This is a genomic window from Pseudoduganella sp. R-31 (genome assembly GCF_049913235.1).
GTDB lineage: Bacteria > Pseudomonadota > Gammaproteobacteria > Burkholderiales > Burkholderiaceae_D > Rugamonas.
Map to the genome: position 1 here is coordinate 4,939,523 of NZ_CP183986.1, position 25,782 is coordinate 4,965,304.

Sequence of the window (25,782 nt, forward strand, 5' to 3'; positions counted from 1 at the left end):
TGGGGTTGCGGTTGTGCGATGCCCGAACCAACACCGTTGGCCGCGCCGCAGGCGGCTTTTCAGCCGCCGCCAGTCCGCGACGACCTTGGCAACGGCGTATTCCGTTTCCACGCCGACGACAACGCCTGCCCTTCCTCAATCTGCTCCTGCGTCATGCCCCTCGCCACGGCCGCCCGCTGCTCCGCCGCATTGGCCGAACCGCCCGCCGCTGCCAGGTTCCACAGCATATAAGCAATCACATTATCCTGCGGCATCCCGCCAATGTGATACCGGTACATCAGCCCAAGAACCTGCTGCGCATCCGCATGCCCCTGCTCCGCCGCCTTGCGGAACCAGGTCACCGCTTCCTTATGGTCCTGCAACACCGCATTGCCCGTGTAATACATGGCCCCCACCACATACTGCGCATCGGCCTTGCCCTTGAGCGCGGCCTTGCGGTGCCAGGTCAGCGCCAGCTTGTAGTCCTGCGGCACGCCACGGCCCATGTAGTACATCAAGCCAAGCAAATGCTCGGCTTCCGTATTGCCCGCCTTGGCCAACGGCAGGATCTCCTTGTAGGCCAGCGCATAATTCTTGTTGTTATACGCCGTGGCCCCTTCCGCGAACCCGGCATGCGCACTGGCCTGCAGCCCTAGTGCGATGCCGAGCGCGATTAACACGCCTCGTAGTTTTTTCATGGTGCTTTAGATTTATCTCTTTTTATGCACTGCAGAATGTCTCTTACTTCCAGCTCACCTTGCCCAGCCCATCCACGCTGACGTTGCGGGTGGTGGGCTTGCCGTACACGGTCACGGAACCCAGTCCGCTCAGATTCAGGTTGGCGTTGTTGGACGCATTGATGGTTGCATTACCCAGGCCGCTCAAATCCAGGCTCACGTCTTCCGCCTTGAACTGCTGCGCATTCAAGCCGCCCAGGCCGCCCAGCGTCGCCTTCAGGTTCTTGCTGCGGCCACCGATGGTGATGTAGCCCGCGCCCTGCAGGTCGAGATCGACATTCTCGTTCTCCGTCACCCACACATGCATGCTGCCCACGCCGCCCAGGTTGGCCTTCAGCTTCTTGTAGTCGCAAACCACCTTCATGCTGCCCGCCCCATCCAGGGTCAGGTCGATATTGTCGCCACTGAAGCCGCTGACTTCCGTGCTGCCCACGCCCTCCGATACCAGTTCACGCAACTGCGGCAGCACCAGCTCCACCTTCACCGCCGAGGACTTCAGCTTGACGCCGCGGCTCTCGGTATCGAGATAAAGCGTATCGCCGGTCTGCACTGCCGTTACCTTGTTGACGTAACGCTTGTCGGTGGTGATGTTGAGCGCCGGGGTGTCGCCGCGCCGCAGTTTGAGGTCGATTACGCCGTCGAGCTTGACGCGCACCACGCGCGCATCGATGGCCCGCGTTTCCGTCGTCGTATCGTCGGCCCGGGCCAGCCCCAGGAACAGACACAGCGCGGTAAACAGCAAGCCAAACTGGAATGGTTTCTTCATTTTCTATCCTTGGTAAGTCATCAGCGCGCTATCACAGGTTGGCTGCCGCGAGGACAAAAGGCAGTTCGGGGATCGCACTGGTGGCAACGATGGTTGCCATATTAATACCACCAAGGACCAAAAGGGCGGCCAGGAAGATGGCTTCCATGTTTTTAGCGATTTTCATTTTGCGCTCCCCATCATGACTGTTTTTCGATGGTTTCATCATATCGGCGGGCTCGCCCAGCGTCCCGCCATATGCGACGAAATGCAAAAAACAGGGAACAGGCGGATAATCCGGCTGCCATTTCGACATTCCAGAGGGAAATAAGATGATGAAAAAAATCCTGGTCCTGGCCGCCCCTGCCCTGGCCGCTACCCTGCTCTCCTCCCTTGCATCGGCAGCGCCCGACCTGGCCGCCGCCCACAAGCTCTACCAGGCAAACTGCGCCCAATGCCACGGCAAGGACCTGGAAGGCGCCGCCGGCCCCAACCTGGCCGACGCTACCTGGCTGCACGGCCAGCCGACCAGGGCCAACCTGCTGCGCGTGATCGGCAAAGGCGTCGTCGACAAAGGCATGCCGGCCTGGGACAAGCAACTGAACAACGTCCAGCTCAATCAGCTGGCCGAATACCTGCTGCCGGCCAACGCTGCGGCCCGCAAGGCCGCCGCCGGAAAAGGCGCCGCTCCCGCCGCAGCCCCGGCTGCCGTGGCAAACACGAGCCTGGCCGCGCTCAGACTGCCCAAAGGCTTCCAGATCGCGGTCTATGCCGACAATGTGCAGGGCGCACGCGAACTGGCCGTGACCGACAGCGGCCTGGTCTTCGTTGGTTCGAACAAGGCCGGCAAGGTCTACGCCCTGGTCGATGCCAACAGGGATGGAGTGGCCGAGAAAGTGGTCACCGTTGCCGAAGGGCTGGACCATCCCAACGGCGTCGCGCTGCTGAACGGTGCGCTGTATGTCGGTGAGATCTCGCGCATCATCAAATTCGACGACATTGAGAAAAACTACGCCAGCAAGCCGGCCTACAAGGTCATCAAGAATGACCTGCCGAAGGAGACCTGGCACGGCGCCAAATACATCAAGGCTGGACCGGACGGCAAGCTGTACGTCCCGATCGGCGCACCCTGCAATATCTGCGACAAGGAAGACGAGGCCTATTCGAAGATCTGGCGCATGAACCCGGACGGCAGCAACTGGGAGTTGTACGCGCGCGGCGTGCGCAACACGGTCGGCTTCACCTGGCACCCGGTCACGAAGGAATTGTGGTTTACCGATAACGGCCGCGACGAAATGGGCGAGAACATGCCGTCCTGCGAATTGAATGTGGCCCCGAAAGCCGGCATGCATTTCGGCTTCCCTTACTGCCACGGCGGCGTGCTGCCCGATCCGCAGTTCGGCAAAGGCAAAAGCTGCGACGCCTACGTGCCGCCAGTGGCGGCACTGGGCCCGCACGTGGCGCCGCTTGGCCTGGCCTTCTATACCGGCACCCAGTTCCCCGAGCAGTACCGCAACCAGTTGCTGATTGCGGAGCACGGCTCATGGAACCGCGCCAACAAGATCGGCTACCAGGTGCGCCTGGTCACCCTGCATGGCAACAAGCTGGTCAGCGATACCGCCTTCATCGACGGCTTCCTGCAAGACGAAGCAGTGAGCGGCCGTCCGGTCGACATTGCGGTAATGCCGGATGGTTCGATACTGGTTTCCGACGACCATGCGCACAAGGTGTATCGCGTTACCTACCAACGCTGATGGGGCATATGCACAAGGTATCGCCACAGATGGTTTCATCAAAATATTGAACTTCCGTCGGCCACTGCCAAGGCTATAGTGAAAAGTGCCAGACAACAATTGAGACCTGGCACCCTTGGTCCACGAATGGAGGCAGTCATGAAGCGATACTTCGCTGCCGCCGGGCTACTTGTCCTCGCTGCAAGCGCAGCAGCACAAAGCAGCACCGGCGCTGACCAATCGGTGGTTGTGCCCGCGCAGAAGCAAATGCATTTGGAACGCAAGCTCATCTCACCGCAAGAGTTCTACCAATACCAGGGCGCCTACGCCCTGTCCAACGGCCAGACCCTGACCTTGTCGCGTACTGCAATGCATATCTACGCGCAAGTTGGCCAACAGCCGCGGCGGCAAATCCTGTGGCAAGGCGACGGCAAGTTCACTGCCGCCGACGGCAGCATGGATATGAACATCGTCTGGATCAACGACGATACCGCCACCGGTGAACTGAACTTCTCTCCCAGCATGGCCGACCGAAAGCCGGCCCACGCCACCCTCGCTATAGCCTCGCGTTAAACGCGAGCGAAAGCCTGCGCGCCGCGGCCACGAACCAAGACGACGCAGGGATAGCAATCCGCCCAACCGGGCACTATATTGAAAGAGCCAGGCAATTTTAGAGTCCTGGCCACACCAAAAAGATGGAGGCAATCATGAAGCGGTTAGTGGCTACCGGCTGCCTGTTCGCGCTCGCCCTTTCGGCGTACGCACAGAGCACCGAACAAAAAGTTTTGATCCCCGCCTCGAAAGAGGTTAATCGTACCTACATGTCGCCCGACGAATTCGGCAAATACAAGGGCGCATACGATCTTTCCAACGGCAAGACGCTCTACCTGATTCGCAAGGCTAACCGCATGTATGCGCGCGTCGACGAACAGGGCGAACACGAAATCACCCGCTCCGGCAACGGGCAATTCCTGGCGCTCGATGGCAAGATGTGGATGGAGCTGGTGTGGGACAACGGCAATTCCGTCAGCGGCAGCTTGAACTATGTCGACGAATCGCCTTCGGTGGCAGGCATTGAACCCAAGATCATCAGCATCCGGTTTGCATCGCGCTGACGCCATGGGAGGCTATCGTGAAACGCCTATTGCTCGCGTGCGGCCTGGGCTTCTTCGCATTTAGCATTCCAGCCCAGAGCCAGACTTCGGTCGAAACAGTTGTGGTGCCTGCCCAGAAGGACGTGAAGCCGCTTACTTTGTGGCCCGACGAAATCCTTGAATATATTGGCGACTACCAGCTCGCCAACGGCAAGACCTTGTACCTCACCAGGCAAGGCGCCAGGTTGTACGGCCAGATTGGCTCGCTACCGAAGCACGAAATGATCGCCACGGGCTTGCGCAAGTTCAGCGCAGTGGACGGCCAGCTTTCCGTCCACATCAAATACACCTGGGACGGCCAGATCACCGGCAATGTCGCTTATGTCGATAGCAGCCGCGGCGCCGGCCTCTTGCCGGTGCTGGTGGAATTCGCCTCGCGGTAAAAAAGGAGGCGCCATGAAAAGAACGATTGCAATGCTGGGGCTTGCCATGTGCTGTACACAAGTCCCCGCGCAGCAACAAGCCGATGCCGGCCGAGTCATCATCCCGGCCGCCAAACCCCAGCCATATTTTGTATGGCCGGACGACCTGCATGCATACAAGGGCGAATACTATCTGTCAAACGGCAAGAAGATGTATATCAACCGCATAGGCAAGCACTTGTACGCCCAGGTGGGCAAGCAAGCCGAAAGGGAAATCATAGCGACGGGCGAGAACATGTTCGAATCGGTCGACAATTCCATGACCCTCAACATCGTCATCTCGCGCCAGGGCTATGTCAGTGGCAGCATCGCTTATCAAGATGAGGACCTGCCAGATAAACCGCTGGCCTATGCCTCCCTCATGACGCGCTAGCCGCGGGCACGTCCGGGCCGCCAGCAGGAACTGCGCTGGCGGCCTCTTTTTACTGGCGCAATGCGGTCTCGTCTGCGCCGGGCTGGCGCACCAGCAGGCTGTGGACCGTGCCGTCCGCACCACGCTGGAATTCCAGGCTCGCCAGCGATCCCTCCATGAAGAAGCTGTCCGGCGCGTGTGCGAAGATCGGCGCCGCATCGCGCCCTTCCCTCTGCATGACCAGCTTGTCGCCATCGCGGCGTACCACACGCTTGACCCTGTCGGGGCTGACGTAAGTGCCGACGAAGGCGTCCAGCGCGTGCGGCGCCAGCGTGATTGCCTTGAAATCGGTGAAGGGCCGGCCAATCGCGATGCCTGCCGCCTTGTAGGCAATCACTGGCGTGTTCACCGCGCCACCGTTGCCGTTGGTAAGCACCGCCACGAACACCTTGTCGTCAGGCAGCCGCAGCGCCTGCGCGGTAAAGCCCGGGATCGAGCCGCCATGGTGGATCATCCTGTGGCCCGCAAGCGCGCCGATATTCCAGCCGTAGCCATAGTTGCAGGGCGCCTCCTTCGGCAAGCGGCAGGAAGTGAAGGCCTGGCGCCAGGTGGCCGGCTTGAGCAGCTTGCCGCTGCTGACAGCGGCATCCCAGCGCGCCATGTCGTCCACGGTGCTCACCAATGCCCCCGCCGAATAGGCCAGGGTCACGTCGATATCCTTCACCGGCACGATCTGCGTTCCGTTGAGGCGGTGGCCCTTGATGTGGCGCTTGCCGCTGCGCTCGAACCCTTCATGCGCCGTATCTTGCATTCCAAGCGGATCAAAAATGTTTTTCGCAACGAAGTCGTGATACTTCATGCCGGACAGCTTTTCGATAATGAGGCCCAGCAGGAAATAGCCTGAATTGCTGTAGCTGTAGCGATCTCCCGGCGCAAAGTCGAGCGGCTCCCTGGCGAACACATCGAACACCTGCCTGAGAGTCACGCCTTCATCGGGCAAATCGCGGAAGCCTTTCAGCGCGGTGTAGTTCGGAATGCCGGACGTGTGCTGCAGCAGGTGTTCAATCGTGATGGTACTGCCCTTGTCCGGGAAGTCCGGCAGGTACTTGCGCACGTCATCCTTTACTGACAGCTTGCCCTGCTCCTCCAGCATCAGGATGCCGACTGCCGTGAACTGCTTGGTGATGGAGCCGATGCGCAGTTGCATGTCCGGCTGCATCGGCGTGTCTTCAGCCACATTGGCCAGGCCGTAAGCCTTGCGGAAAACCGGCTTGCCGTCGCGCGTGACGATGACCGTGGCGCCCGGCCAGCCAGGCTTGAACATTGGCGCCAGCGCGGCATCAAGACGCTGCTCGAGCGGCGTTGCGGCCATCGCGCAAGTGGCTTGCAGAAGGGAGAGTGATGCAAAGAGAATTGCGGGTAGTTTCGTCACGGCCTGGCCTCCTCAAAAAACTGGATGCTAATGCCGGCCTGTCCCGCACAGTTGGCCGAGCCGACGAATGGTCGATTCCGGGGGATGAACGGTCGCTTCCTGAGCGCGAATCTCAGGCACCCTTGCGTTTCAGCGCCTTATGCTCCCAAGCCTGCTTCACCAGGCGCTTGACTACCGCTGCATCGGCCTTCGCCAGTTCGACCCGCACGCCCAGCACCTTGCTTCCCCACAGCAGCTTCTCGGCGAAAGAGGAATACAGCTCCAGCACCTCATCACGCTTCTCATCGGGAATGAAAATATGGACAAAATCCTCCCCCGGTGGAACGGTGACGAAGATCTTACCTTTCACGCGGAACGAGCCAAAGTTGTGGTGCGGCTCGTCGCTGACATCAGGCAGCGACATGGCGAAAGTACGAACCGTTGAAAATTTCACTTCGCCGCCGGCTTCATGATTTGCGAGTGGACCTGGTTCACCATCATCAGGCCCGCCGAACCGAAGTGCAAGTGATATTCCGCCACCATCTCGCCTTTGATGATTACAGGATCGGTGGCCACCAGCGCCCTGGCCTCGTCGATGCTCTCAACCGCGAAAATAAAGATGCCCCGGGCGCCGTCGACGCCATCCAGCGGGCCGGCATAAGCCAGCTTGCGCTCATTGGCCAGGCGCTGGATATTTGCCATATGGCCGGCGAACATCTCAGTTCGCTCCTGCCCCGCCGGCACCTTGTTTGGGCCCGAGCGCAGCACCACGAACACATACTTGCGCATGCCGTTCTCATTCCCGCCCAATGACTTCGCCAGCTCGGCATCGTATGCAGGCGTCGCCTGCGGATGCGCCTGCGCCGAACTCGCGAACACGGCCAGCAGGATCGTCGCGAGATTCACTTTAATTGCCCTGCCTATACTTCCAGCGTATCCCATCATATCCCTCCATCCGATTTCCGCAAATAATACTCCAGCCGCCAAGCCCGCAGCCGCATGCCCAGCCAGGTCAGCGATTTACTCTTCGATCGCCTCAATGCCTTGCTCCTTGAGTTTCTCAAGGTGGTCGAGCATTTCACGAAGACGCTCTGGTGGATGGCCCGTCCACTCCGCCACTTCACCGACGATGCGCAGCGGTTCTCGAGAACGATATGACTTGGTAGGGTTGCCGGGGAAGCGCTTGTTTGTCAGGTTTGGGTCATCTTCTATCGGACCTGTCGGCTCCACGATGTAGATCCTGCCCCGCCCCTCGCCGACGGCCAATTCCGCGCCCCAGGTTGCCGCTTCCAGGGTCGCAGTGAGATAGACGAAATTGGCCTGCCGCCTGGTTCCATAATTGGAGGAAAAGCCGCGCTCAATGAGGTCGCCAACCTTCAGGTCGGCCTTGGTACCATGATAAAAAGGTCCCTCGATCACAATAACACCTTCAGTTTCCGGCCACCGCTGATTGCAAAGCCCTCGCGCTCATAAAATGCGAGCGTCCTGTCGAACTGGGGCAACGGTGGCGTCGTCACCTCCAGCCGCTTCCAACCGCGCGAACGGCCGAAAGCCTTTGCCTTGGAAAGCAATTGCAAACCCAATGCCTTGGAGCGAAAGGCCGGGCGAACATAGAACTCGGGGATCGTGCCAAAGGCCCCCTCAGCATACAGCGCGTAGCTTTCGTAAAGCGCCACGAATCCGGCTGGGCGATCGCCATCAAAGGCGACGAAGACAAAGTACTTCTCTTGTGAGAGGAAGGCCCCCAGCCGCTCGATCGTAACCGCCAGATCGAAATTGAACGCCTGCTCGCCAATGGCCGCCATGATTTCAGCAAGCAGCTCACCGACCATTTCGGCAATCTGAGGAACGTCTTGAACGGTAGCGGTACGGGTAATCATCATATGGCTCCAGTTATCGACATATTAGTCTTCAAGGCGAGATGCGAGCTGCCTGATTGGTATCCCCCAAAGCGCGCTGGATCGAAAGCTGCGGTAACTTTGGAACGGGGGCCCACGCGCCTGACTAACATTAGCGATCCTCCTCTGATCACAGCTCGTATCGTTCCATGAGCGCTTCGTGGTGGTTGACATCCGAGCCAGCGGCTTCGGCAAGGCCTGTCCAGCACATGGGATGTTCGAAGCCGGCGGTCAGTTCGCGCAGCGTTTCGTCGATGACGGCAGCAGCGGTATTAACGGGAGCGGCAACGAGGAAATACACGCCAGGATGCTCGATTTCGGCTTCAGTGTCGAAGACCGTGTAGTCCTTCTCGCTATGCACGACCCATTTCCAGCCCCGCGCCGAAAACGCCTCGGTGAGGGCATTCAATGCGGACTCGCCTGGATGCACGCCATCGACCAGGTAGCTGGTACCGAAGCTACTTTGCTCAATGACTTTAACGACCTTGTAGAGTTGCACGAACTGGCTGTCCTCTTCTTCGCCTTCCGGCCGCTCCTCCAATGGCTGCGGATGGAATACTACCAGCTGGCCAAAGGTCTGCCGCCGCCTGGAACCCGATAGCGAGACAATGCGCGCCGTGACGGGCCCGGTCCGGTGAGCGTAACGTTCAATCACTTCGCCGTCGTCTTCGTACTGCACCCGCACGACGCCCCACTTCTCCTCGATCAGGCCCTCGCCGGCCTCGAACTCCATGCCAAGTGCCGCGCCCAACGCACGCACCCTATCCCATCGACCCAATACGCTGGCGGCGACGATCGCTTCCCAATATGTGTTGCCGGTGGCGCCATCTGCCTCGATCGATTGTTCGAACAGCGCAAGCGCCTGCTCGTAGTCCCCCATGTGCATGCAAGCATATGACCACAAGGCTCGCGCCCGACCGTTGCCAGGCTCCAGCTCCAGCACCAGCCTGGCGTTGCTGCCGACCTCACTCCAGCGCTCGCCCTTGAACGCAAAACGGGCAAGGCACAAATGGGCCCGGATCGGATCGGATTCGCGCAACATGCCGGCCAGGGCCTGCACGCCGGCTTCGTCGCGAACCTCGACCAGCACCGATTCCAGTTCTTCCACAACGGCATCAGAGCGAGGATTCGCTCGCAGGAAGGACCACAGGTACGCGCGGGCAGCCTCCATTCCGCCGCAGGCACGCATGGCGCACGATGTGAGCACGGCCAGGCCGGCGTCCGACGGCAGGCTGGCGGCACCCGCCAGCAGCAGCTCGATGTCCTGCTCCGCATCCCGGGATTCACTCTGCCGGATGTAATCAGCCAACTCGCTCGCCGGGACTGGCAACTCGCGTACAGCAGGCATGGCGGCCACCATTGACTCCAGTTCAGCAAATGCCTCTGGAGCGCCCAATGGCTGCTTCAGTTTCCCAAGATGGGGGCGCGCCAGCTCGAGCATTTGCATTGCCGGCCAGCGCGCACCGCGGGCGACCGCCAGCCGCACGTGCGGTGCCAGTGCATCCAGCGTGAGGCGATGCGAGCCGGATGCGCTGTAGCGTCGCACGGCGGCCGCAGTACGCCGGCCAACCAGGTAGTCATTGCGCTCCGGGGCTTTCTGCAGCAGGACTTCGAGGCCAACCGACAGGTCCAGGCATTCGCCAAACTCCCGCCCCTTTTCTTCCGGCGGCAGCATCGCCCATGCATCTTCGGATCGCCCGAGCAGCGCAAGCAGCCGGAAACGCATGCAGGAACGGGCGTAGTGCTTGGGCGGGTTATCGCTGTCAAACCCTTGCTCCTCGATGTAGTCCAGGGTCGCCAGCGCCGTTTCGTACTGGCCGGCGGCGAACTGCGCCTGCGCCAGCGGCTCGAACCAGTCGACGCTTTGATCGGCGCCGGTCTCCTGCAGCTGAGGCAACTGCCGTTCTGCAAACGCCAAGGCCTCCTCCGGCTTTGCGGCATCCACCAGCGCATTCATCATCTCGCTGCTGATGCAACGGAAACACCCCCAGCTGCTGTCGATGCGGGCCAGGGTATCCTTGCACACCGCGATGCGGTCATTTGCATAGCCGGCGCCGTCCACATTCGCATAGCAGCAGGCGATGTCCTGCGTGGTGCAGACGCTTTGCGGGCAGTCGGCGGTTTCCGGCCGGTGCGCGAATTCGAATAGCGACACCGTGTCTTTCAGGGCTGCCTCGCCTTCCCTTCGCGTGCAGACGCGTGGATTGATCGTCCAGTGGCGAAAGTACACTTCGAGCCATGGCAGGCGCGCTGCCCGTGCGGCCGCCAGCGCTTCCGGCAGCGCAGCTTGCGCGAGTTCGAGCCTTCCCTCGCTCGCGTTGCTCGGGATCTCGTTAATGAGCTCCGCCAGACGGTAGTTGCCGGCCTCCTCGAGGTCGCGCTGCGTGTCGAAAACCCACTTCCAGATATCCATTTGATTCCTTGCTATTCAGTTGTTGCTTGAGACCGGGTCAATACCTGTACAAGCTGGCTGATGTCATGCAAGGCGCCGGTCAGGCCTTCCGTTGCAGGGAGCTTGCTCGTATCGCCGGCCATCATGACGATCTTCATCGAGCGCAGCAGCTTCAGCGCATGCAGGCAGCCGGCCGTTTCACCCTGTTCGCGATACGCGTTCAGCAGGCTGGTAATGGCCGGGTTTTCGAGGTTGATGTACAGCCGGGCCTTGATCTCGCCGTCAATATTGCTGGTGAACTGGCGCACCAGTTGCAGCGCCGATTGGGCGATGCGCTGGTCTAACTCGTCCGACTCCAGCCTTTCCTTCAATTCGGCATCCCGGTCCGGGACAACAACCAGCGGCAGGTGCGCGGGCATGAAGCGTGCAGGCACCAGCAGTTCGCCGTTGCCCAGGTGCCGTTTCAGCCACTCGGTGTGGTGGTCCGGCAGCTCGGCCTCGGCAAACAGCTGCCGGTTGCCTTTTTCGGTGCCGATTTCAACCAGCTTCCCGCCACACTGCTGCGCCCAGCGGCGCAGGAAGCTGTGTACGGCGTAGCGATCGCCTTTCACCACCGGGATATGCATGGCCCGGCACACCATGTCTTCGAAACCGCCGCTGTCGCCGAGGCTGACGTGGATCGGGCCATGCCCCTGCAGCTCCGACAAGGACAGGTCGCCACGCGACGTTGGAATACGCACTGCGTCCAACAGCAAGGTGAACAGATCATCATTGCACAGTGCCGCCGCCATCAGTGCCTCATTGTGACGGGTCAGTATGCGGCGCCATGCCGCCGGCTGTCCGGCCGCGATTTCGGCCAGCCCCTTCACCAGCGAATCGAGAAGGTCTGCCTGGGCGAATCCGTAATGGGCGTCGCGCTGCAGGTCTTCGCGGCTCGCAGTTGGCGTAAGGTCCTGTGACTCGATGACACCGCCAACAAAGCCCGCCCAGCGCGGCAGCAGGTCGCGGGCATCATCGTCAAGCAGCATGCCGCGCACGAATACCTTCAGGTTGCGGTTGTCGCTGCTGCTGTAAGTCGCGCCGTCCTGGATCCAGAGAATGCCGCGCACATCGCTGGCGGAGGTCTTCACCGGAATCGTGCAAATGGGTTCGAATTGCTGCTCGAACCGGGCCGCAAAGGCCAGGCTGCGCTTGCGCTGCTGCAGCGGGTGCTCCACTACATTGCCCTCCGCCTGGCGCCATGGCGGTGTAATTTCGTTGATGCGGACATCGCCGCAATAGACTGGCTCCGGGAGCAAGGCGCAGTAATGCCCCAGCAAGCGTTCCAGGCTGGACGCGCTGGCCAGGTAACGGTGCGCCGGGCGCAGCTTCAGCTCAATGCAGGTTCCGACAAGGCCGTCGTTCGGTACCGGTTCGACCGTGTAGGATTCTCCATTCTGCGACTGGTAGCGCCAGGCCTGGCCGGGCTCCTGGTAAGAAGTGGTCGTGACCGTGACCTGCTCAGCCACGACGAAAGCAGACAGGAATCCGAGGCCGAACATGCCGATCAGGGCATCGCTTTGCGTGCGCAAGGTGCGCGTGTAGCCCGCGCCGACGGTGGCGAGAAATGCGTGGATTTCATGTTCCGACAAGCCGGAACCGTTGTCGGTGATTCGCAGCACCCCATTGAGCTTGTCGCCGTCGAGCTTCAGCTTCCCGGTCTCCTGCCAATCCGGGCATTCGATGCGTCGGCGCGTGATGGAGTCGTGGGCATTCTGGATCAACTCCCGCACCGCCACCAGGGGCGTGGAATAGAGATGCTTGCCGAGGACCGACAGCAAGCCGCCAAGGTCAACGTTAGTTGCGTGTTGTTCTTTGATCATAGAAGAAAAAAAGGGCCGCCTATGCCAGCCCTTCAATCGTTGAAGCGTTGGCGCCTCGCAGAGGCCAGATCGTGAACATCATAGCTTGCGCAATGCAAGTAAAAACTCTCCAAATATCACGTAAGTATTGCCGTTCAACGCTGCGATTGCGGAATCGGACGTTTCAGCCATTTATTGAAAGCATCCAGGCCGGCCTCGAGTTCGGCCGAATACCGTTCCACCGAAGGCCGCCAGTTGAGTTTTGCTGCGGCGTCCAACATCATTGCGTGACTCTCGTCATGCAGCCATACACTGAGAATGACTCTTTCACGCACTTGGCCTGTGCCAAAGATGCCTTCGTCGTCAAGCTCCTTGATGGCAGCGAAGGCAGCCGCGAAGAAACGCTCACGCGACGCCTCGATCTCGCTTTCGTCACCGTCTGAGTATGGATCGGGCTCCAGAGCGCGAAGTTCATTCGTGAGCGGCATCATGTCGAGGCCCTCATCGAAGAATGGCGAGTCGCCGATGCTCCAACGCAGTGACTCGCGGTGCAGCTCAAAATTCGAGCCATAGTGTTCAGCGTAGTTGTCCGCGGCCGACTCGAGCCCCTGCTCAGAGCAAGCAACCGCGCCACAATAGGAAGCCGTGTCGGTGGTGTACAGCCCGAACGCATAGAAGTCGTCGTCGGGATAGCGGTCGCTTATGTGAGCTGCTCGTGTAATACTTGAACCGCCTTCATACATTCCTTCAATTCCCCTCCTATGCATTTTTTCCAGAGCAAAGCTGCGGCCGAAAGCTTCCGCTCCTGCAGCAAATCCAGGATGTTTTCTTGTTCATCCTCACCGAGTTTCTGGAATTGACGGACCTCAATCGCTCGCGGCTCGCCATGCCGGCCGGAAGGGTCACGACTCATGAGGCAGGAGTGCAGGTCATGGATCGGAAGCGCATTTTCGCCGGATTCCTGAAGACCGACGAACATCGTCAATCCAGACGGCTCTTCAAGCTCGAGTTCGTATGTCGGCCAGTCGATCAGGTTGGCTACACTGTAGATCATGTCTACCTGGGTCTCGCGGACGACATCCATCAAGTCGTCCATGTCGACGCCCTTGTCCAGGAGTCGCCTGACGGCATCGCCGCCAAGCACTGGCAACTTCGAGGGACTTGATTCGTCAATGACCAGGCTCCAGAGCCCGCGTTGCAGCAATTCAGATAGCAAGGTACGGGCGTCGTTCCCGGAGAGATCGTCGGCGATGGATTCAGCCTGCGCTTGTGAGACCCCGATGCGTTGAAGTTCTTCCGAAACTGCTCGATTCATTGTTCAAATGCCTGAATTGTGGGGAGCTTCGCAGCGTGGAGCATTGCGCAGCCCAACTTGAATCGCCGGTCGAGTTGACGATCTTGCAAATTCTATCACGATGCTGCGCACTCCATTTCCGGGCGTGACAGGCAATGGTTTAGCACGTTCGTTCTCGTTTTGATCCAGATCAAGGAAAGATCGCACTTCACTCCCTAAAGTGAAGCGCAATATCCGATCCCGGCCCAAAACGATGGAACCGCCCATGCCAGTTAGCTCCCACGCCCCACGCACAGCCTATGAACAGCTGGACCAGCAGGTGCATGCCAGCCTGGCCAGCGCCAGCTCCTCCTTGTCGATCGCATCCGCCTTGCTGGCGGCAACGGATTGGGCACTGCACCTTGCCGTCTCGCCCGGCAAGTGCGCCGAACTGGGACAGCTTGCCCTGCGCCAGTCCTGCGCCTTGGCGCGCTACACACTGGAAAGCGCGCGCGGTCACGCGCCAGCGCCGTTGGCAAGCGAACGGCGCTTCGCTGCGCCCGAGTGGCAGCAATGGCCGTTCAATACCTGGCACCAGGCCTTCCTGCAAACCGAACAATGGTGGAAGGCTGCCAGCAGCGATGTCTGGGGCGTATCGGAGCATCATCAGTCGCAAGTCGGCTTTGCAGCCCGCAACCTGCTCGATGTGTATTCGCCCGCCAACCAGTTCTGGACCAATCCGGAAGTACTGCGCGCCACCATCGAACAGGGCGGCTGCAACCTGGCGCGTGAGCAAGACCACCGGCTGGCTTCCCTGACCTTGCTGACCGCCCAGACCGACTTCACGGAGCCGGGCGAACTGGGCCTGTTCATCGACGACAGCCAGCTTGGCGTGCTGGAGGCGCAAATGCAGCAGCGCGGCGTGCTGCGTGCGGAACAAATGGCGGGCGCTTTCCAGCTGCTGCGCGCCAACGACTTGCTGTGGTCGCGCATGGTGCGCCGCTACCTGCTCGGCGAGGAAGAATTCCCCAACGACCTGATGGCCTGGAACGCGGACGCCACCCGCATGCCGGCGCGCATGCATTCGCAATACCTGCGCCGCCTGTTCCTCGACAACGACCTGGCCGCCGGCCGCTATTCCGTACAGGGCAAGCCGGTTGCGCTGGGCGACGTCGCGCTGCCGGCATTCATGGTGGCCACCCAGTCCGACCACGTGGCGCCCTGGCGTTCGGTCTACAAATTCCACGCGCTGAGCCGCGGTGAAATCACCTTCGTGCTGTGCAGTGGCGGGCATAACACCGGCATCGTGAGCCCACCCGGTTCGCCGCATCGCCAATACCAGATCCATACCCACGCGGCCAGTGCACACCACCTGTCGCCGGACGAATGGCTGGCCGTGGCGCGCCAGGAGCAAGGCTCGTGGTGGCCCGCCTGGCAAAGCTGGCTGGCCGCGCGTTCGGGGCCGCGCGTGGCGCCGCCGGCGCTGGCTCCGGCTGGAGCCGATGCGCCCGGCAACTACGTGATGGAGAAGTAAGATGCGCCTTTCACTGGACGGAAAAAAAGGACTGGTAGTCGGCATCGCCAACCGCGACAGCATTGCCTGGGGCTGCGCACGCGCATTGCGCGAGGCCGGGGCCACGCTGGCGATCACCTGGCTTAACGACAAGGCACGGCCGCACGTCGAACCGCTGGCGCAGGAACTGGATGCGCCGCTCCGCCTGCCGCTCGACGTGGAACAGCCGCAGCAGATGGAAGCCCTGTTCGATGCCATCGATTCCCAATGGGGCAAGCTCGACTTCGTCCTGCATTCAATCGCCTATGCGCCAGGCGCCGACCTGCAGGGACGCGTGGTGGACAGCTCGGCAGCCGGCTTTGCGCGCGCCATGGACATCTCCTGCCATTCATTCCTGCGCCTGGCGCGCCTGGCCGAACCGCTGATGAAGGACGGCGGCAGCCTGCTGACCATGAGCTACCTGGGGGCGGAGGAAGTGGTCGCCAGCTATGGCGTGATGGGCCCCGTCAAGGCTGCGCTGGAGTCGAGCGTACGCTACCTCGCCTCAGAGCTGGGCCCGCACGGCATCCGCGTCAACGCCGTCTCGCCCGGCCCGTTGGCTACACGTGCCGCTTCCGGCATCCCGGGCTTTGACGCCTTGCTGGCGAACGCGGAGCGCCGCGCGCCGCTACATCACAAGGTCACGGTGGACGACGTCGGTGCGCTATGCGCCTTCCTGGTCAGCGACGCCGCGCGCGCCATCACCGGCGACACGCTGTACGTCGACGCCGGCTACCACATCCTGGACTGAAGCTGCGATGCCACGACTTCCCTTCCGCTCCCTGCCGCTACTGCTGGCAGCCTCGCTCGGCGCCTGCACCAGCCTGGCGCCCGGCTACCAGCAGCCGGCGCTGCCAGTTCCTGCACAGTATCCACCGTTCGCACCAGCCGGCGGCGCGGCGCTGGAAAGCGACTGGCGCAACTTCTTCCGCGACCCGCAACTGCAGGCGCTGATCGCGCAAGCGCTGCAGGACAACCGCGACTTGCGCATCGCCGTCAGCCGCGTGGCGCAGGCGCGTGCCGCCTATGGCATTGAAGCGTCCGCCCAACTGCCGGCAGTGGCGGCCCAAGCCGGCGCCGATCGTTCGCGCGTGCCGGCCGACTTGAACCTCACACGCCGGCCGCTGCATGCCAGCCAATACCAGGCCGGAGTTGGCCTGGCGAGCTGGGAGTTCGATTTCTGGGGCCGCGTGCGCAACCTCAGCGAAGCAGCGCTGCAAGCCTACCTGGCGACCGACGCTGCGCGCAACGCCGCGCGCGCCAGCCTGGTCGGTCAGGTCGCCCTGGCCTACCTGGACCTGTGCGACACCGCGCAGCGCATAGCGCTGGCCGAGCGCACGCTGGCCAGCCGCCAGCAGACCTTCGACATGGTGGCACGCCGCGCGACATTGGGTTCTTCCTCGCAGCTGCAGCTGGCCCAGGTCGAAACCCTGCTGATCCAGGCACGCTCCCTGCTCTTGCAACTGCAACAGGAACGCGACACGCAGCAGCATGCGCTGGACCTGCTGGTCGGCGCCCCGGTCAAGCTGCCTGACGGCGGCGCCGAAATCTCCCTGGCCGCACCGGCCGCCGGCCTGCCATCCGACCTGCTGGCGCAGCGGCCCGACATCATCGCTGCCGAACACCGGCTGCGCGGCGCCAATGCCAGCATCGGCGCCGCCCGCGCCGCCTACTTTCCGCGCATTGCGCTGACCGGATCGCTGGGCAGCGCCAGCGCCGAACTCGACGGCCTGTTCGAGGGCGGCAGCCGCGCCTGGAATTTCGCTCCCGGCATCACCCTGCCCCTGTTCGACGGCAACCGCCGGCGCGACCAACTGAACCTGGCCGAAGCGCGCCGCGACGAAGCACTGGCCGCGTACGACAAGGCCGTGCAAGGCGCCTTCCGCGACGTGGCCGATGCGCTGTCGGCGCTGCACTGGCTGGCCGGCCAGCTGGAAGTGGCCGATGCCGCGGTGCTGGTGCAGCAGCGGCGCGCGCGCCTGTCCCAGCTGCGCTACGACAGCGGCGCCAGCTCCTACCTCGACGTGCTTGACGCGCAGCGCGACCTGCTGACGGTCGAACAGCAGCAGGTGCGCACCCACCATGCGCTGCAGGCGGCCCGCGTCGCCCTTTACCTTGCCCTGGGCGGCGCTGCCGGCGAATCTTCCGCACCGTCATCCGAACATCCAGGTCTTTCATCATGATCAAGTTCAAGAAAAAACAACTGCTGCTGGCTGCGCTGCTGGCCGCCCTGTCCATTGGCGGCGCCTATGCCTGGGTCCAGGCCCGCCAGCGCGGCTACGGCGACCAGGTCCTGAGCGGCAACGGCCGCATCGAAGCCACCGAGATCGACGTCGCCGCCAAGCTGCCGGGCCGCCTGCAGGACATCCTGGTCGACGAGGGCGACTTCGTGCGCACCGGCCAGGTGCTGGCCCATATGCAGGTCAATTCGCTGGAGGCCCAGCGCGACGAGGTGCTGGCGCAGCAACAGCATGCGCGTGCCAACGTCGCCAGCGCCGAGGCTGCCGTCGCCATGCGTCTTGGCGACCAGGCTGCCGCCCAGGCGGTGGTGGCACAGCGCGAAAGCGAGCTGCAGGCCGCGCGCCGCCGCCTGGCCCGCTCCGAGACGCTGGCCGGCGAAGGCGCCGCCTCGGAGCAGGAGCTGGACGACGACCGCGCCCGCGTCGGCACCATCAGCGCCGGCCTGCGCGCAGCCCAGGCGCAGGCGGCAGCAGGTGGCAGTGCGGTGGAAGCGGCCCGCATGCAGCTGCAAGGCGCGCATGCCGCGGTCACGGCGCTGCAGGCGACCCTGGCCCGCATCCAGGTCGATATCGACGACGGCGCCCTGCTGGCAGCGCGCGACGGCCGCGTGCAATACCGCATCGCCCAGCCGGGCGAAGTACTGCCCGGCGGCGGCAAGGTCCTCAGCCTGGTCGACCTGGGCGACGTCTACATGACCTTCTTCGTGCCGGAAGTGGCGGCTGGCCGCCTGGCGCTTGGCAGCGAGGTGCATGTGGTGCTGGACGCCGCGCCGCAATACGTTATCCCGGCACGGGTCTCCTACGTTTCCAGCACCGCCCAGTTCACGCCAAAAACCGTGGAAACCGCCAACGAGCGGCAAAAGCTGATGTTCCGCGTCAAGGCGCGCATTGACCCCGCCCTCCTGCAAAAGCATTTGCCGCTGGTGAAGACCGGCCTGCCCGGCACGGCGTGGATCAAGCTTGACCGCCAGGCGGAGTGGCCGGCGGCGCTGGCCCTGCGGGTGCCACAGTGAACGGTCCGGCGCCGGTCGCCGAACTATCCGGCGTCAGCCTGCGCTATGGCGAGGTCACCGCACTGAGCGACATCACGCTGGCCTTGCCGGCAGCTTGCATGGTGGGCCTGATCGGTCCGGACGGCGTCGGCAAATCGAGCCTGCTCTCGTTGGTGGCCGGCGCGCGCGCAGTGCAGCTGGGTGGCGTGCGGGTGCTTGGCAGCGATATGCGCGACAAGACGCAGCGCGGCCTTTTATGTCCGCGCATCGCCTACATGCCGCAAGGCCTGGGAAAAAACCTGTACCCGACGCTGTCGGTGGAAGAAAACCTGCAGTTCTTTGGCGGCCTGTTCGGCCATGGCGCCGCCGAGCAGCGGCGCCGCATCGCCCACCTGACCGCCAGCACCGGACTGGCGCCCTTCCTCGACCGCCCGGCAGGCAAGCTGTCGGGCGGCATGAAGCAGAAGCTGGGCCTTTGCTGTGCGCTGATCCACGATCCCGACCTGCTGATCCTCGATGAACCGACCACCGGCGTCGATCCGCTGTCGCGCGCCCAGTTCTGGGACCTGATCGCGGGCATCCGTGCGCAACGGCCGCAAATGAGCGTGATCGTGGCCACCGCCTACATGGATGAAGCCAATCGCTTCGACTGGCTGGTGGCGATGGACGGCGGCCAGGTCCTGGCGACTGGCGCGCCGCAGGAACTGCAGCAACGCACCGGCAGCGCTTCGCTGGAGGAAGCGTTTATCGCCCTGCTGCCGGAAGCCCGGCGCAGCCAGCACCGGCCGGTGCGGATTCCGCCGCTGGAACAAGGCGGCAGCCAGGCCGTCGCCATCGAGGCCAGCGGCCTGACCATGCGCTTTGGCGACTTCGTGGCGGTGGACAATGTGGACTTCCGCATTTGCCGCGGCGAGATCTTCGGCTTCCTCGGCTCCAACGGCTGCGGCAAATCGACCACCATGAAGATGCTGACCGGCCTGCTGCCCGCCAGCGCCGGCAGCGCAAAGCTGTTCGGCCAGGTGGTCGACCCGCGCGACCTGGCCACCCGGCGCCGGGTCGGCTATATGTCGCAGGCATTTTCGCTGTATGGCGAACTGACGGTGCTGCAAAACCTGGTGCTGCATGCACGCCTGTTCAGCGTGCCGGAGCCGGAGATTGCCGGCCGAGTGCAGGAATTGGCGCAGCGCTTCGGCTTGGGGGATGTGCTGGACACCCTGCCCGAGCAACTGCCGCTTGGCATCCGCCAGCGCCTGTCGCTGGCCGTGGCCATGGTGCACCGCCCGGAATTGCTGATCCTCGACGAGCCCACTTCAGGCGTCGATCCGGTGGCGCGCGATATGTTCTGGCAGTTGATGATCGACCTGGCGCGCCGCGACCAGGTCACGATCTTCATCTCCACCCACTTCATGAATGAAGCCGAGCGCTGCGACCGCATCTCGCTGATGCATGCCGGGCGCGTTCTGGTCAGCGCGGCGCCTGCCGAACTGGTTCGCCAACGCCGCGCCGCCACGCTGGAACAGGCCTTCATCGCCTACCTGGAAGATGCCGCCGGGGCCAGGAACGCAGCCGACGCCGACGATCCCGGCGCCGGCGTGCCGGGCTCGGTGCCTGCGGCGACGCCGCCCGTTGCAGCCCGTCCCTGGCAACAAAGCCTGCGCCGCGCCCTCAGCTACACGCGCCGCGAGACGCTGGAGCTGCGGCGCGACCCGGTGCGCGCCACGCTCGCCCTGCTGGGCACGCTGATCCTGATGTGCATCATCGGCTACGGCATCAACCTCGATGTCGACCACCTGAACTTCGCCGTGCTGGACCGCGACCAGAGCGCCCTGAGCCAGAGCTACGCGCAAAACCTGGCCGGCTCACGCTACTTCATTGAACGTCCGGCGCTGGCCGACTATGCTGAACTGGACCGCCGCATGCGCAGCGGCGAACTGGCGCTGGCAATCGAACTTCCACCCGGCTTTGGCCGCTCCCTGCAGCGCGGCGCCCCGGTCGCGGTCGGGGCGTGGGTCGACGGCGCCATGCCGCTGCGGGCGGAAACCACGCGCGGCTACGTGCAGGCCGCCCACCTGGGCTGGCTGCAGGACATGGCCACGCGGCGGCTGGGCGCCCGCTTCGCCGCTCCCGGCGCCATCGAAACGCGCTACCGCTACAACCCCGACGTACGCAGCCTGCCCGCCATGATCCCCGCCGTGATCCCGCTGCTGCTGCTGATGATCCCGGCCATGCTGGCGGCGCTGTCCGTGGTGCGCGAGAAAGAGCTGGGGTCCATCCTCAACCTGTACGTCACGCCGGTCAGCCGCGCCGAATTCCTGATCGGGAAACAGCTGCCCTATATCGCGCTCGGCATGCTCAACTTCGTGCTGCTCACGCTGGTGGCCCAGTCCGTGTTCGGCGTGCCGCTTAAAGGCAGTTTCGCCGCCCTGAGCCTGGCCGCGCTGTTCTACGTCGTCTGCGCCACCGGTTTTGGCCTGCTGGTCTCGACCTTCACGCGCAGCCAGATCGCAGCCCTGTTCTTCACCATGATCGGCACCCTGATCCCTTGCGTGCAGTTTGCAGGCCTGATCAACCCCGTGTCGGCGCTGGAAGGCATCGGCGCGCTGATCGGCCGCGTGTATCCGGCCACGCATTTCCTGGCCATCAGCCGCGGCGTGTTCAACAAGGCACTGGGCCTGGGCGACCTGCAGCAAGCCTTTGCCATGCTGGCACTGGCGCTGCCGCTGATCCTGCTGTCGGCGATTGCCCTGCTCAGGAAACAGGAGGCCTGAGCATGCGCGCCCGTCTTTCAAACATCTACCGGCTCGGCATCAAGGAACTCTGGAGCCTGGTGCGCGACCCGATCATGCTGGTGCTGATCGCCTACACCTTCTCGGTATCGATCTACGTCGCCGCCACCGCCATGCCGGAAAGCCTGCACCATGTGGCACTGGCCGTGGTGGACCAGGATGCCTCGCCGCTGTCGGCCCGCATCGTCTCGGCCTTCTACCCGCCGCAGTTCGTCACGCCGGTGCTGCTCACGCCACAGCAGGCCGACGCCGGCATGGACCGCGGCGACTACACCTTCGTGCTCACCATTCCGCCCGGCTACCAGCGCGACCTGCTGGCAGGCCAGTCGCCGCCGCTGCAGCTGAACGTCGACGCCACCCGCATGAGCCAGGCCTTCACCGGCAACGCCAGCATCAGCCGCATGGTATCGGCCGAGGTGAGCGACTTCCTGCGCCGCGGCCGCCCCGACCCCGGCCTGCCTGTCGGGCTGGACCTGCGCCTGCGCTTCAACCCCAACCTGGAACAAGCCTGGTTCGGCGCACTGATGGAGATCATCAACAACGTCACCATGCTGTCGATCATCCTGAGCGGCGCGGCGCTGATCCGCGAACGCGAACACGGCACCGTCGAACATTTGCTGGTGATGCCGGTATCGCCGGCCCAGATCATGCTGGCCAAGGTGTGGTCCATGGGGCTGGTGGTGCTGCTCGCGGCGCTGGGCGCCCTGCTGTTCGTGGTGCAGGGCGCACTGCGCGTGCCGGTGCAGGGTTCGATCGCTCTGTTCACGCTGGTGGCCGCGCTGCACCTGTTCGCCACCACGGCGATGGGCATCTTCATGGCCACGCTGGCGCGCAGCATGCCGCAGTTCGGCATGCTGCTGGTACTGGTGCTGCTGCCCCTGCAGCTGTTGTCGGGCGGCGTGACGCCGCGCGAAAGCATGCCGGCGCTGGTGCAGCACCTGATGCTGGCGGCGCCCACCACCCATTTCGTGGCTGCCGGCCAAGCCATCCTGTACCGCAACGCCGGCATCGACGTGGTCTGGCCGCAACTGCTGGCCATCGCCGCCATCGGCGCCACGCTGTTTGCCATCTCCTTGCGGCGCTTCCGCGCTACCATTGCGCAGATGGCCTGAACCTTTTCGAAGACCTGGGAATCCACCATGCTACAAGACGATTTAAGCACCATCCGCAACCGCGTTTTCGACGACATTGCCGTGGGCGACACCGAAACGCTGGTGCGCACGCTCACGAGCGCCGACATCCAGCTCTTTGCCGTGCTGTCGGGCGACGCCAACCCGCAGCACCTGGACGAGGATTTCGCCGCCAACACGCGCTTTCACAGCGTGATCGCACACGGCATGTTCGGCGGCGCCCTGATCTCGGCCGTGCTGGGCACCCGCCTGCCGGGCCCTGGCACCATCTACCTCGGGCAGACCCTGAAATTTACCGCTCCGGTGCGCGTTGGCGACACGCTAACCACCAGCGTCACCGTCACCGCCCGCGACGAAGCGCGCAAGCGCCTCAAGCTGGCCTGCCAGTGCATCAACCAGGATGGCGTGGCCGTAATCACGGGGGAAGCCGATGTGATCGCGCCCACTGAAGCAATCGCCCGTCCCCGCGCCACGCTGCCGGAGGTGCGCCTCATGCCCGGCGGCGGCGAAATCCAGGCCCTGCTGGCGCATGCACGCGGCTTCGGCCCGCTGGCTACCGCGGTGGTCCATCCCTGCGACGAGTCCAGCCTGGGCGCTGCGCTCGACGCGAAGGCCGCCGGCCTGATCACGCCGATCCTGGTGGCGCCGCAAGCAAAACTGCAGGCCGTGGCCAGGCAGGCCGGCCTGGACCTGGGCGGCTGCCGCATCGAGGATGTGCCGCACAGCCATGCGGCCGCTGCACGCGCAGTCGAACTTGCCGTGCAGGGAGATGCGGCGCTGCTGATGAAAGGCAGCCTGCACACCGATGAACTGATGGGCGCCGTGGTCGGCTGCCCGGCCCTGCGCACCAAGCGCCGTATCAGCCACTGCTTCCTGATGCAGACCCCGGCCTATCCTCGTCCCTTTATCGTGACCGACGCCGCCATCAATATCGCGCCGACGCTGGAAGAAAAAGCCGACATCATCCGCAATGCCATCGACCTGGCGCACGCCATCGGCGTCGCCACGCCGCGCGTGGCCATCCTGGCCGCAGTGGAGACCGTCAACCCCCATATGCCGGCCACCCTCGACGCCGCGATCCTGTGCAAGATGGCCGACCGCGGCCAGATCAGCGGCGCCCTGCTGGACGGGCCCCTGGCCTTCGACAATGCCGTATCGCCGGCAGCGGCGCGCATCAAGGGCATCGTGTCGAAAGTAGCCGGGCAAGCCGACGTGCTGGTCGCTCCCGACCTGGAAAGCGGCAATATGCTGGCCAAGCAGCTGGAATACCTGGGCGGTGCCAACAGCGCCGGCGTGGTGCTCGGCGCGCGCCTGCCGATCGTGCTGACCAGCCGCGCCGACAGCTGCGAAAGCCGGCTCGCTTCCTGTGCCGTGGCCCTGCTGCTGGCCCGCCAGTATGAGGCGACCCCGCCATGACACCACGCATCCTGGTACTGAACTGCGGATCGTCGAGCATCAAGTTCGCCCTCTTTGACGCCGGGGAAACCGGATTGGACGCGAAGGCACTATGGCATGGCAAAGTCGACGGCGTGACCGGTCCCCGGCCAACGCTGGACCTGCCGGGCGCCACGTCCCGTGCGCTGCCGGCCGGCGGCGAACAACCCTACCACGCAGCACTGGACGCCATCCTGGCGCAGCTGGCGCAACGCCTGCAGGGCGCTGGTGAAACGCTGACAGCCATTGCACACCGGGTGGTGCACGGAGGCCTCAAGTACAGTGCGCCGGTGTTGCTGGACGCGCAGGTGCTGGCCGACCTGCGCAGCTACATCCCGCTGGCGCCGCTGCACCAGCCCTTTGCGCTGGAAGCGATCGAGACCCTGCTCGCCAGCCACCCCAGCCTGCCGCAAGTCGCCTGCTTCGATACCGCCTTCCACCATACCCTGCCGGTGGTCGAACAAATGCTGCCCCTGCCCTACGCGGCGTGGGAGCGCGGCTTGCGGCGCTACGGCTTCCATGGCCTGTCCTACGAATACCTGTCGCTCGCGCTGGCAGCGCGGCACGGCGGCGCAGCGCAGGGCCGCACCATCGCCGCCCACCTGGGCAGCGGCGCCAGCCTGTGCGCGATGCAGGGCCTGGCCAGCGTCGCCACCACCATGGGCTTTTCCGCCCTGGACGGCTTGATGATGGGCACGCGCTGCGGCGCACTGGACCCCGGCGCCTTGCTCTACCTGATGGATATCGAAGGCCTGAGCACGCACGAAGTCGGCCATTTGCTGTACCACGAGTCAGGCCTGCTGGGCGTATCGGGCATCGCCGCCGATCCACGCCTGCTGCTGGAGCAAGAGGCGGAGTCTCCGCGTGCACGCGACGCGCTGGCCTTGTACGTGCGCCGCATCGTGCGCGAAATCGGCGCCCTGTGCGCGGTACTGGGTGGCCTGGACATGCTGGTCTTCACAGCGGGCATTGGCGAGCACAATGCCGAGATCCGCCGCCGCATTTGCGCCGCGCTGGGCTTCCTCGGCGTGCAGATCGATGACGCGGCCAACCGCAGCAACGCCCCGCTGATCAGCTGCGGCGCCGGACCACTGGTGGCAGTCGAACCTACCGATGAAGAATGGATCGCCGCGCGCCACGGCCGCGCCATCCTCGGGCTTAATCGCGCTGGTACAGGGCCTCGATAGTGCTCGCTCCGAGCGAGTGCGCCCTGACCATATAACCGGTCAGTGCGCCCGATGCGTCCTCGGGAAGGTCGAGTTTTTGCGACAGCGCATGCACCGTGAACCGATAGTGATGCACGCCGTGCCCCGATGGCGGGCATGCGCCGCCGAACCCCTTCGCGCCGTAGTCGTTGCGCATCTGCTGGCTGCCCGCAGGAGCCAGCGCGCCCGCCGGCAGCGAAGTCACATCCTTCGGAATATTGACAAGCTGCCAGTGCCACCAGCCGCTGCCAGTCGGCGCATCGGCATCATGGACCAGGATGGCGAAAGCCGCCGTGCCTTGCGGCGCTCCGGACCAGGATAGTTGCGGGGACTGGTTTCCACCGCTACAGCCGAAGCCCTGGAATTCCTGGGCCTTGGCCATGAACTTGCCGTCGGCGATGTCGGTGCTGGCCAGGGTCAGCGATCCCGCCAGCGCGGAGTTGGATACCAGCAGTGCTGCAAAAATAAGGTGTCGCATATGTGCTCCCGTGTTGAAGAACGCACAT

26 protein-coding genes are annotated in these 25,782 nt (G+C 63.6%); 13 read left to right on the forward strand and 13 right to left on the reverse strand.

The window, feature by feature from the left end; genetic code table 11:
* Positions 1 to 59: 59 nt before the first annotated feature.
* From ACN9MY_RS22370 to ACN9MY_RS22380, 3 genes are read right to left on the reverse strand one after another with little or no spacing between them, the layout of a single operon-like run.
* On the reverse strand, positions 60 to 677 hold the full coding sequence (locus ACN9MY_RS22370) for a tetratricopeptide repeat protein (RefSeq protein WP_426162788.1): 618 nt from the start codon (positions 675 to 677) through the stop codon (positions 60 to 62).
* Positions 678 to 720: 43 nt separating this feature from the next.
* Entirely contained in the window at positions 721 to 1,482 is a 762-nt protein-coding gene (locus ACN9MY_RS22375; RefSeq protein WP_426318656.1) for a GIN domain-containing protein, read from the reverse strand.
* A gap of 31 nt (positions 1,483 to 1,513) precedes the next feature.
* On the reverse strand, positions 1,514 to 1,777 hold the full coding sequence (locus ACN9MY_RS22380) for a hypothetical protein (RefSeq protein WP_426318657.1): 264 nt from the start codon (positions 1,775 to 1,777) through the stop codon (positions 1,514 to 1,516).
* Positions 1,778 to 1,793: 16 nt separating this feature from the next.
* Here ACN9MY_RS22380 and ACN9MY_RS22385 point away from each other — a divergent pair, with 16 nt between their 5' ends.
* The 5 genes from ACN9MY_RS22385 (at position 1,794) to ACN9MY_RS22405 (ending at position 5,143) form a co-directional block, all read left to right on the forward strand.
* Entirely contained in the window at positions 1,794 to 3,215 is a 1,422-nt protein-coding gene (locus tag ACN9MY_RS22385) for a DUF7133 domain-containing protein (protein WP_426336179.1), read from the forward strand.
* A gap of 138 nt (positions 3,216 to 3,353) precedes the next feature.
* The gene (locus ACN9MY_RS22390) at positions 3,354 to 3,767 is read left to right on the forward strand and encodes a hypothetical protein (protein ID WP_426318659.1); all 414 of its coding nucleotides are present in this window, start codon (positions 3,354 to 3,356) and stop codon (positions 3,765 to 3,767) included.
* Between the two features lie 134 nt (positions 3,768 to 3,901).
* On the forward strand, positions 3,902 to 4,309 hold the full coding sequence (locus ACN9MY_RS22395; RefSeq protein ID WP_426162799.1) for a hypothetical protein: 408 nt from the start codon (positions 3,902 to 3,904) through the stop codon (positions 4,307 to 4,309).
* Positions 4,310 to 4,326: 17 nt separating this feature from the next.
* Positions 4,327 to 4,731 (forward strand): hypothetical protein, encoded by a 405-nt coding sequence (locus ACN9MY_RS22400; RefSeq protein WP_426162802.1) that lies wholly within the window; start codon positions 4,327 to 4,329, stop codon positions 4,729 to 4,731.
* Between the two features lie 13 nt (positions 4,732 to 4,744).
* Entirely contained in the window at positions 4,745 to 5,143 is a 399-nt protein-coding gene (locus ACN9MY_RS22405) for a hypothetical protein (RefSeq protein ID WP_426318660.1), read from the forward strand.
* 49 nt (positions 5,144 to 5,192) lie between these two features.
* Here ACN9MY_RS22405 and ACN9MY_RS22410 read toward each other — a convergent pair whose 3' ends face one another.
* From ACN9MY_RS22410 to ACN9MY_RS22450, 9 genes are all read right to left on the reverse strand, one after another.
* Complete coding sequence (locus ACN9MY_RS22410) at positions 5,193 to 6,554, reverse strand: serine hydrolase (RefSeq protein WP_426318661.1); 1,362 nt, start codon at positions 6,552 to 6,554, stop codon at positions 5,193 to 5,195.
* Between the two features lie 112 nt (positions 6,555 to 6,666).
* Positions 6,667 to 6,987, reverse strand: a complete 321-nt coding sequence (locus ACN9MY_RS22415; protein ID WP_426162808.1) for an MmcQ/YjbR family DNA-binding protein — start codon at positions 6,985 to 6,987, stop codon at positions 6,667 to 6,669.
* Positions 6,984 to 7,439 (reverse strand): YciI family protein, encoded by a 456-nt coding sequence (locus tag ACN9MY_RS22420; protein ID WP_426162810.1) that lies wholly within the window; start codon positions 7,437 to 7,439, stop codon positions 6,984 to 6,986. Before ACN9MY_RS22420 ends, ACN9MY_RS22415 begins: the two co-directional genes overlap by 4 nt.
* 114 nt (positions 7,440 to 7,553) lie before the next feature.
* Positions 7,554 to 7,952, reverse strand: a complete 399-nt coding sequence (gene arr, locus ACN9MY_RS22425; RefSeq protein WP_426162812.1) for an NAD(+)--rifampin ADP-ribosyltransferase — start codon at positions 7,950 to 7,952, stop codon at positions 7,554 to 7,556.
* On the reverse strand, positions 7,949 to 8,416 hold the full coding sequence (locus ACN9MY_RS22430) for a GNAT family N-acetyltransferase (protein WP_426318662.1): 468 nt from the start codon (positions 8,414 to 8,416) through the stop codon (positions 7,949 to 7,951). The genes arr and ACN9MY_RS22430 overlap by 4 nt, the downstream gene beginning before the upstream one ends.
* Before the next feature lie 145 nt (positions 8,417 to 8,561).
* Entirely contained in the window at positions 8,562 to 10,844 is a 2,283-nt protein-coding gene (locus ACN9MY_RS22435) for a hypothetical protein (RefSeq protein ID WP_426318663.1), read from the reverse strand.
* Positions 10,845 to 10,855: 11 nt separating this feature from the next.
* Positions 10,856 to 12,685: an ATP-binding protein gene (locus ACN9MY_RS22440; RefSeq protein ID WP_426318664.1), complete on the reverse strand. Its 1,830-nt coding sequence runs from the start codon at positions 12,683 to 12,685 to the stop codon at positions 10,856 to 10,858.
* 134 nt (positions 12,686 to 12,819) lie between these two features.
* The gene (locus tag ACN9MY_RS22445) at positions 12,820 to 13,407 is read right to left on the reverse strand and encodes a DUF4303 domain-containing protein (protein WP_426318665.1); all 588 of its coding nucleotides are present in this window, start codon (positions 13,405 to 13,407) and stop codon (positions 12,820 to 12,822) included.
* Positions 13,365 to 13,979: a hypothetical protein gene (locus tag ACN9MY_RS22450; protein WP_426318666.1), complete on the reverse strand. Its 615-nt coding sequence runs from the start codon at positions 13,977 to 13,979 to the stop codon at positions 13,365 to 13,367. Before ACN9MY_RS22450 ends, ACN9MY_RS22445 begins: the two co-directional genes overlap by 43 nt.
* A gap of 244 nt (positions 13,980 to 14,223) precedes the next feature.
* Between ACN9MY_RS22450 and ACN9MY_RS22455 the strand changes: the two genes are divergently transcribed.
* The 8 genes from ACN9MY_RS22455 to ACN9MY_RS22490 are packed head-to-tail and all read left to right on the forward strand — an operon-like array spanning position 14,224 to position 25,258.
* Positions 14,224 to 15,471, forward strand: a complete 1,248-nt coding sequence (locus ACN9MY_RS22455; protein ID WP_426318667.1) for a PHA/PHB synthase family protein — start codon at positions 14,224 to 14,226, stop codon at positions 15,469 to 15,471.
* A 1-nt stretch (position 15,472) separates the two neighbouring features.
* The gene (fabI, locus tag ACN9MY_RS22460) at positions 15,473 to 16,240 is read left to right on the forward strand and encodes an enoyl-ACP reductase FabI (protein WP_426318668.1); all 768 of its coding nucleotides are present in this window, start codon (positions 15,473 to 15,475) and stop codon (positions 16,238 to 16,240) included.
* A gap of 7 nt (positions 16,241 to 16,247) precedes the next feature.
* On the forward strand, positions 16,248 to 17,672 hold the full coding sequence (locus ACN9MY_RS22465) for an efflux transporter outer membrane subunit (RefSeq protein ID WP_426318669.1): 1,425 nt from the start codon (positions 16,248 to 16,250) through the stop codon (positions 17,670 to 17,672).
* Positions 17,669 to 18,742 carry an HlyD family secretion protein gene (locus ACN9MY_RS22470; RefSeq protein ID WP_426318670.1) on the forward strand — a complete coding sequence of 358 codons (1,074 nt, stop codon included), beginning with the start codon at positions 17,669 to 17,671 and terminating at the stop codon, positions 18,740 to 18,742. The genes ACN9MY_RS22465 and ACN9MY_RS22470 overlap by 4 nt, the downstream gene beginning before the upstream one ends.
* Positions 18,739 to 21,489: a ribosome-associated ATPase/putative transporter RbbA gene (rbbA, locus tag ACN9MY_RS22475; protein ID WP_426318671.1), complete on the forward strand. Its 2,751-nt coding sequence runs from the start codon at positions 18,739 to 18,741 to the stop codon at positions 21,487 to 21,489. Before ACN9MY_RS22470 ends, rbbA begins: the two co-directional genes overlap by 4 nt.
* Before the next feature lie 2 nt (positions 21,490 to 21,491).
* Positions 21,492 to 22,619, forward strand: a complete 1,128-nt coding sequence (locus ACN9MY_RS22480) for an ABC transporter permease (protein WP_426318672.1) — start codon at positions 21,492 to 21,494, stop codon at positions 22,617 to 22,619.
* Positions 22,620 to 22,646: 27 nt separating this feature from the next.
* Positions 22,647 to 24,053 (forward strand): bifunctional enoyl-CoA hydratase/phosphate acetyltransferase, encoded by a 1,407-nt coding sequence (locus ACN9MY_RS22485; RefSeq protein WP_426318673.1) that lies wholly within the window; start codon positions 22,647 to 22,649, stop codon positions 24,051 to 24,053.
* Positions 24,050 to 25,258, forward strand: a complete 1,209-nt coding sequence (locus tag ACN9MY_RS22490; protein ID WP_426318674.1) for an acetate/propionate family kinase — start codon at positions 24,050 to 24,052, stop codon at positions 25,256 to 25,258. The genes ACN9MY_RS22485 and ACN9MY_RS22490 overlap by 4 nt, the downstream gene beginning before the upstream one ends.
* Here the strand turns inward: ACN9MY_RS22490 and ACN9MY_RS22495 are convergent.
* Entirely contained in the window at positions 25,230 to 25,754 is a 525-nt protein-coding gene (locus tag ACN9MY_RS22495; RefSeq protein ID WP_426318675.1) for a YbhB/YbcL family Raf kinase inhibitor-like protein, read from the reverse strand. The genes ACN9MY_RS22490 and ACN9MY_RS22495 overlap by 29 nt on opposite strands.
* Positions 25,755 to 25,782 lie beyond the last annotated feature (28 nt).

Bases quoted from the DNA above. Each gene is read 5' to 3' on its own strand.
- ACN9MY_RS22375 (WP_426318656.1), bottom strand. From the start codon at position 1,482: ATGAAGAAACCATTCCAGTTTGGCTTGCTGTTTACCGCGCTGTGTCTG.
- ACN9MY_RS22470 (WP_426318670.1), top strand. From the start codon at position 17,669: ATGATCAAGTTCAAGAAAAAACAACTGCTGCTGGCTGCGCTGCTGGCC.
- ACN9MY_RS22450 (WP_426318666.1), bottom strand. From the start codon at position 13,979: ATGAATCGAGCAGTTTCGGAAGAACTTCAACGCATCGGGGTCTCACAA.
- ACN9MY_RS22465 (WP_426318669.1), top strand. From the start codon at position 16,248: ATGCCACGACTTCCCTTCCGCTCCCTGCCGCTACTGCTGGCAGCCTCG.
- ACN9MY_RS22430 (WP_426318662.1), bottom strand. From the start codon at position 8,416: ATGATGATTACCCGTACCGCTACCGTTCAAGACGTTCCTCAGATTGCC.
- ACN9MY_RS22490 (WP_426318674.1), top strand. From the start codon at position 24,050: ATGACACCACGCATCCTGGTACTGAACTGCGGATCGTCGAGCATCAAG.
- ACN9MY_RS22435 (WP_426318663.1), bottom strand. From the start codon at position 10,844: ATGGATATCTGGAAGTGGGTTTTCGACACGCAGCGCGACCTCGAGGAG.
- ACN9MY_RS22395 (WP_426162799.1), top strand. From the start codon at position 3,902: ATGAAGCGGTTAGTGGCTACCGGCTGCCTGTTCGCGCTCGCCCTTTCG.
- ACN9MY_RS22385 (WP_426336179.1), top strand. From the start codon at position 1,794: ATGATGAAAAAAATCCTGGTCCTGGCCGCCCCTGCCCTGGCCGCTACC.
- ACN9MY_RS22440 (WP_426318664.1), bottom strand. From the start codon at position 12,685: ATGATCAAAGAACAACACGCAACTAACGTTGACCTTGGCGGCTTGCTG.
- ACN9MY_RS22390 (WP_426318659.1), top strand. From the start codon at position 3,354: ATGAAGCGATACTTCGCTGCCGCCGGGCTACTTGTCCTCGCTGCAAGC.
- fabI (WP_426318668.1), top strand. From the start codon at position 15,473: ATGCGCCTTTCACTGGACGGAAAAAAAGGACTGGTAGTCGGCATCGCC.
- ACN9MY_RS22480 (WP_426318672.1), top strand. From the start codon at position 21,492: ATGCGCGCCCGTCTTTCAAACATCTACCGGCTCGGCATCAAGGAACTC.
- ACN9MY_RS22495 (WP_426318675.1), bottom strand. From the start codon at position 25,754: ATGCGACACCTTATTTTTGCAGCACTGCTGGTATCCAACTCCGCGCTG.
- ACN9MY_RS22455 (WP_426318667.1), top strand. From the start codon at position 14,224: ATGCCAGTTAGCTCCCACGCCCCACGCACAGCCTATGAACAGCTGGAC.
- ACN9MY_RS22485 (WP_426318673.1), top strand. From the start codon at position 22,647: ATGCTACAAGACGATTTAAGCACCATCCGCAACCGCGTTTTCGACGAC.
- ACN9MY_RS22370 (WP_426162788.1), bottom strand. From the start codon at position 677: ATGAAAAAACTACGAGGCGTGTTAATCGCGCTCGGCATCGCACTAGGG.
- ACN9MY_RS22405 (WP_426318660.1), top strand. From the start codon at position 4,745: ATGAAAAGAACGATTGCAATGCTGGGGCTTGCCATGTGCTGTACACAA.
- ACN9MY_RS22380 (WP_426318657.1), bottom strand. From the start codon at position 1,777: ATGTCGAAATGGCAGCCGGATTATCCGCCTGTTCCCTGTTTTTTGCAT.
- ACN9MY_RS22445 (WP_426318665.1), bottom strand. From the start codon at position 13,407: ATGTATGAAGGCGGTTCAAGTATTACACGAGCAGCTCACATAAGCGAC.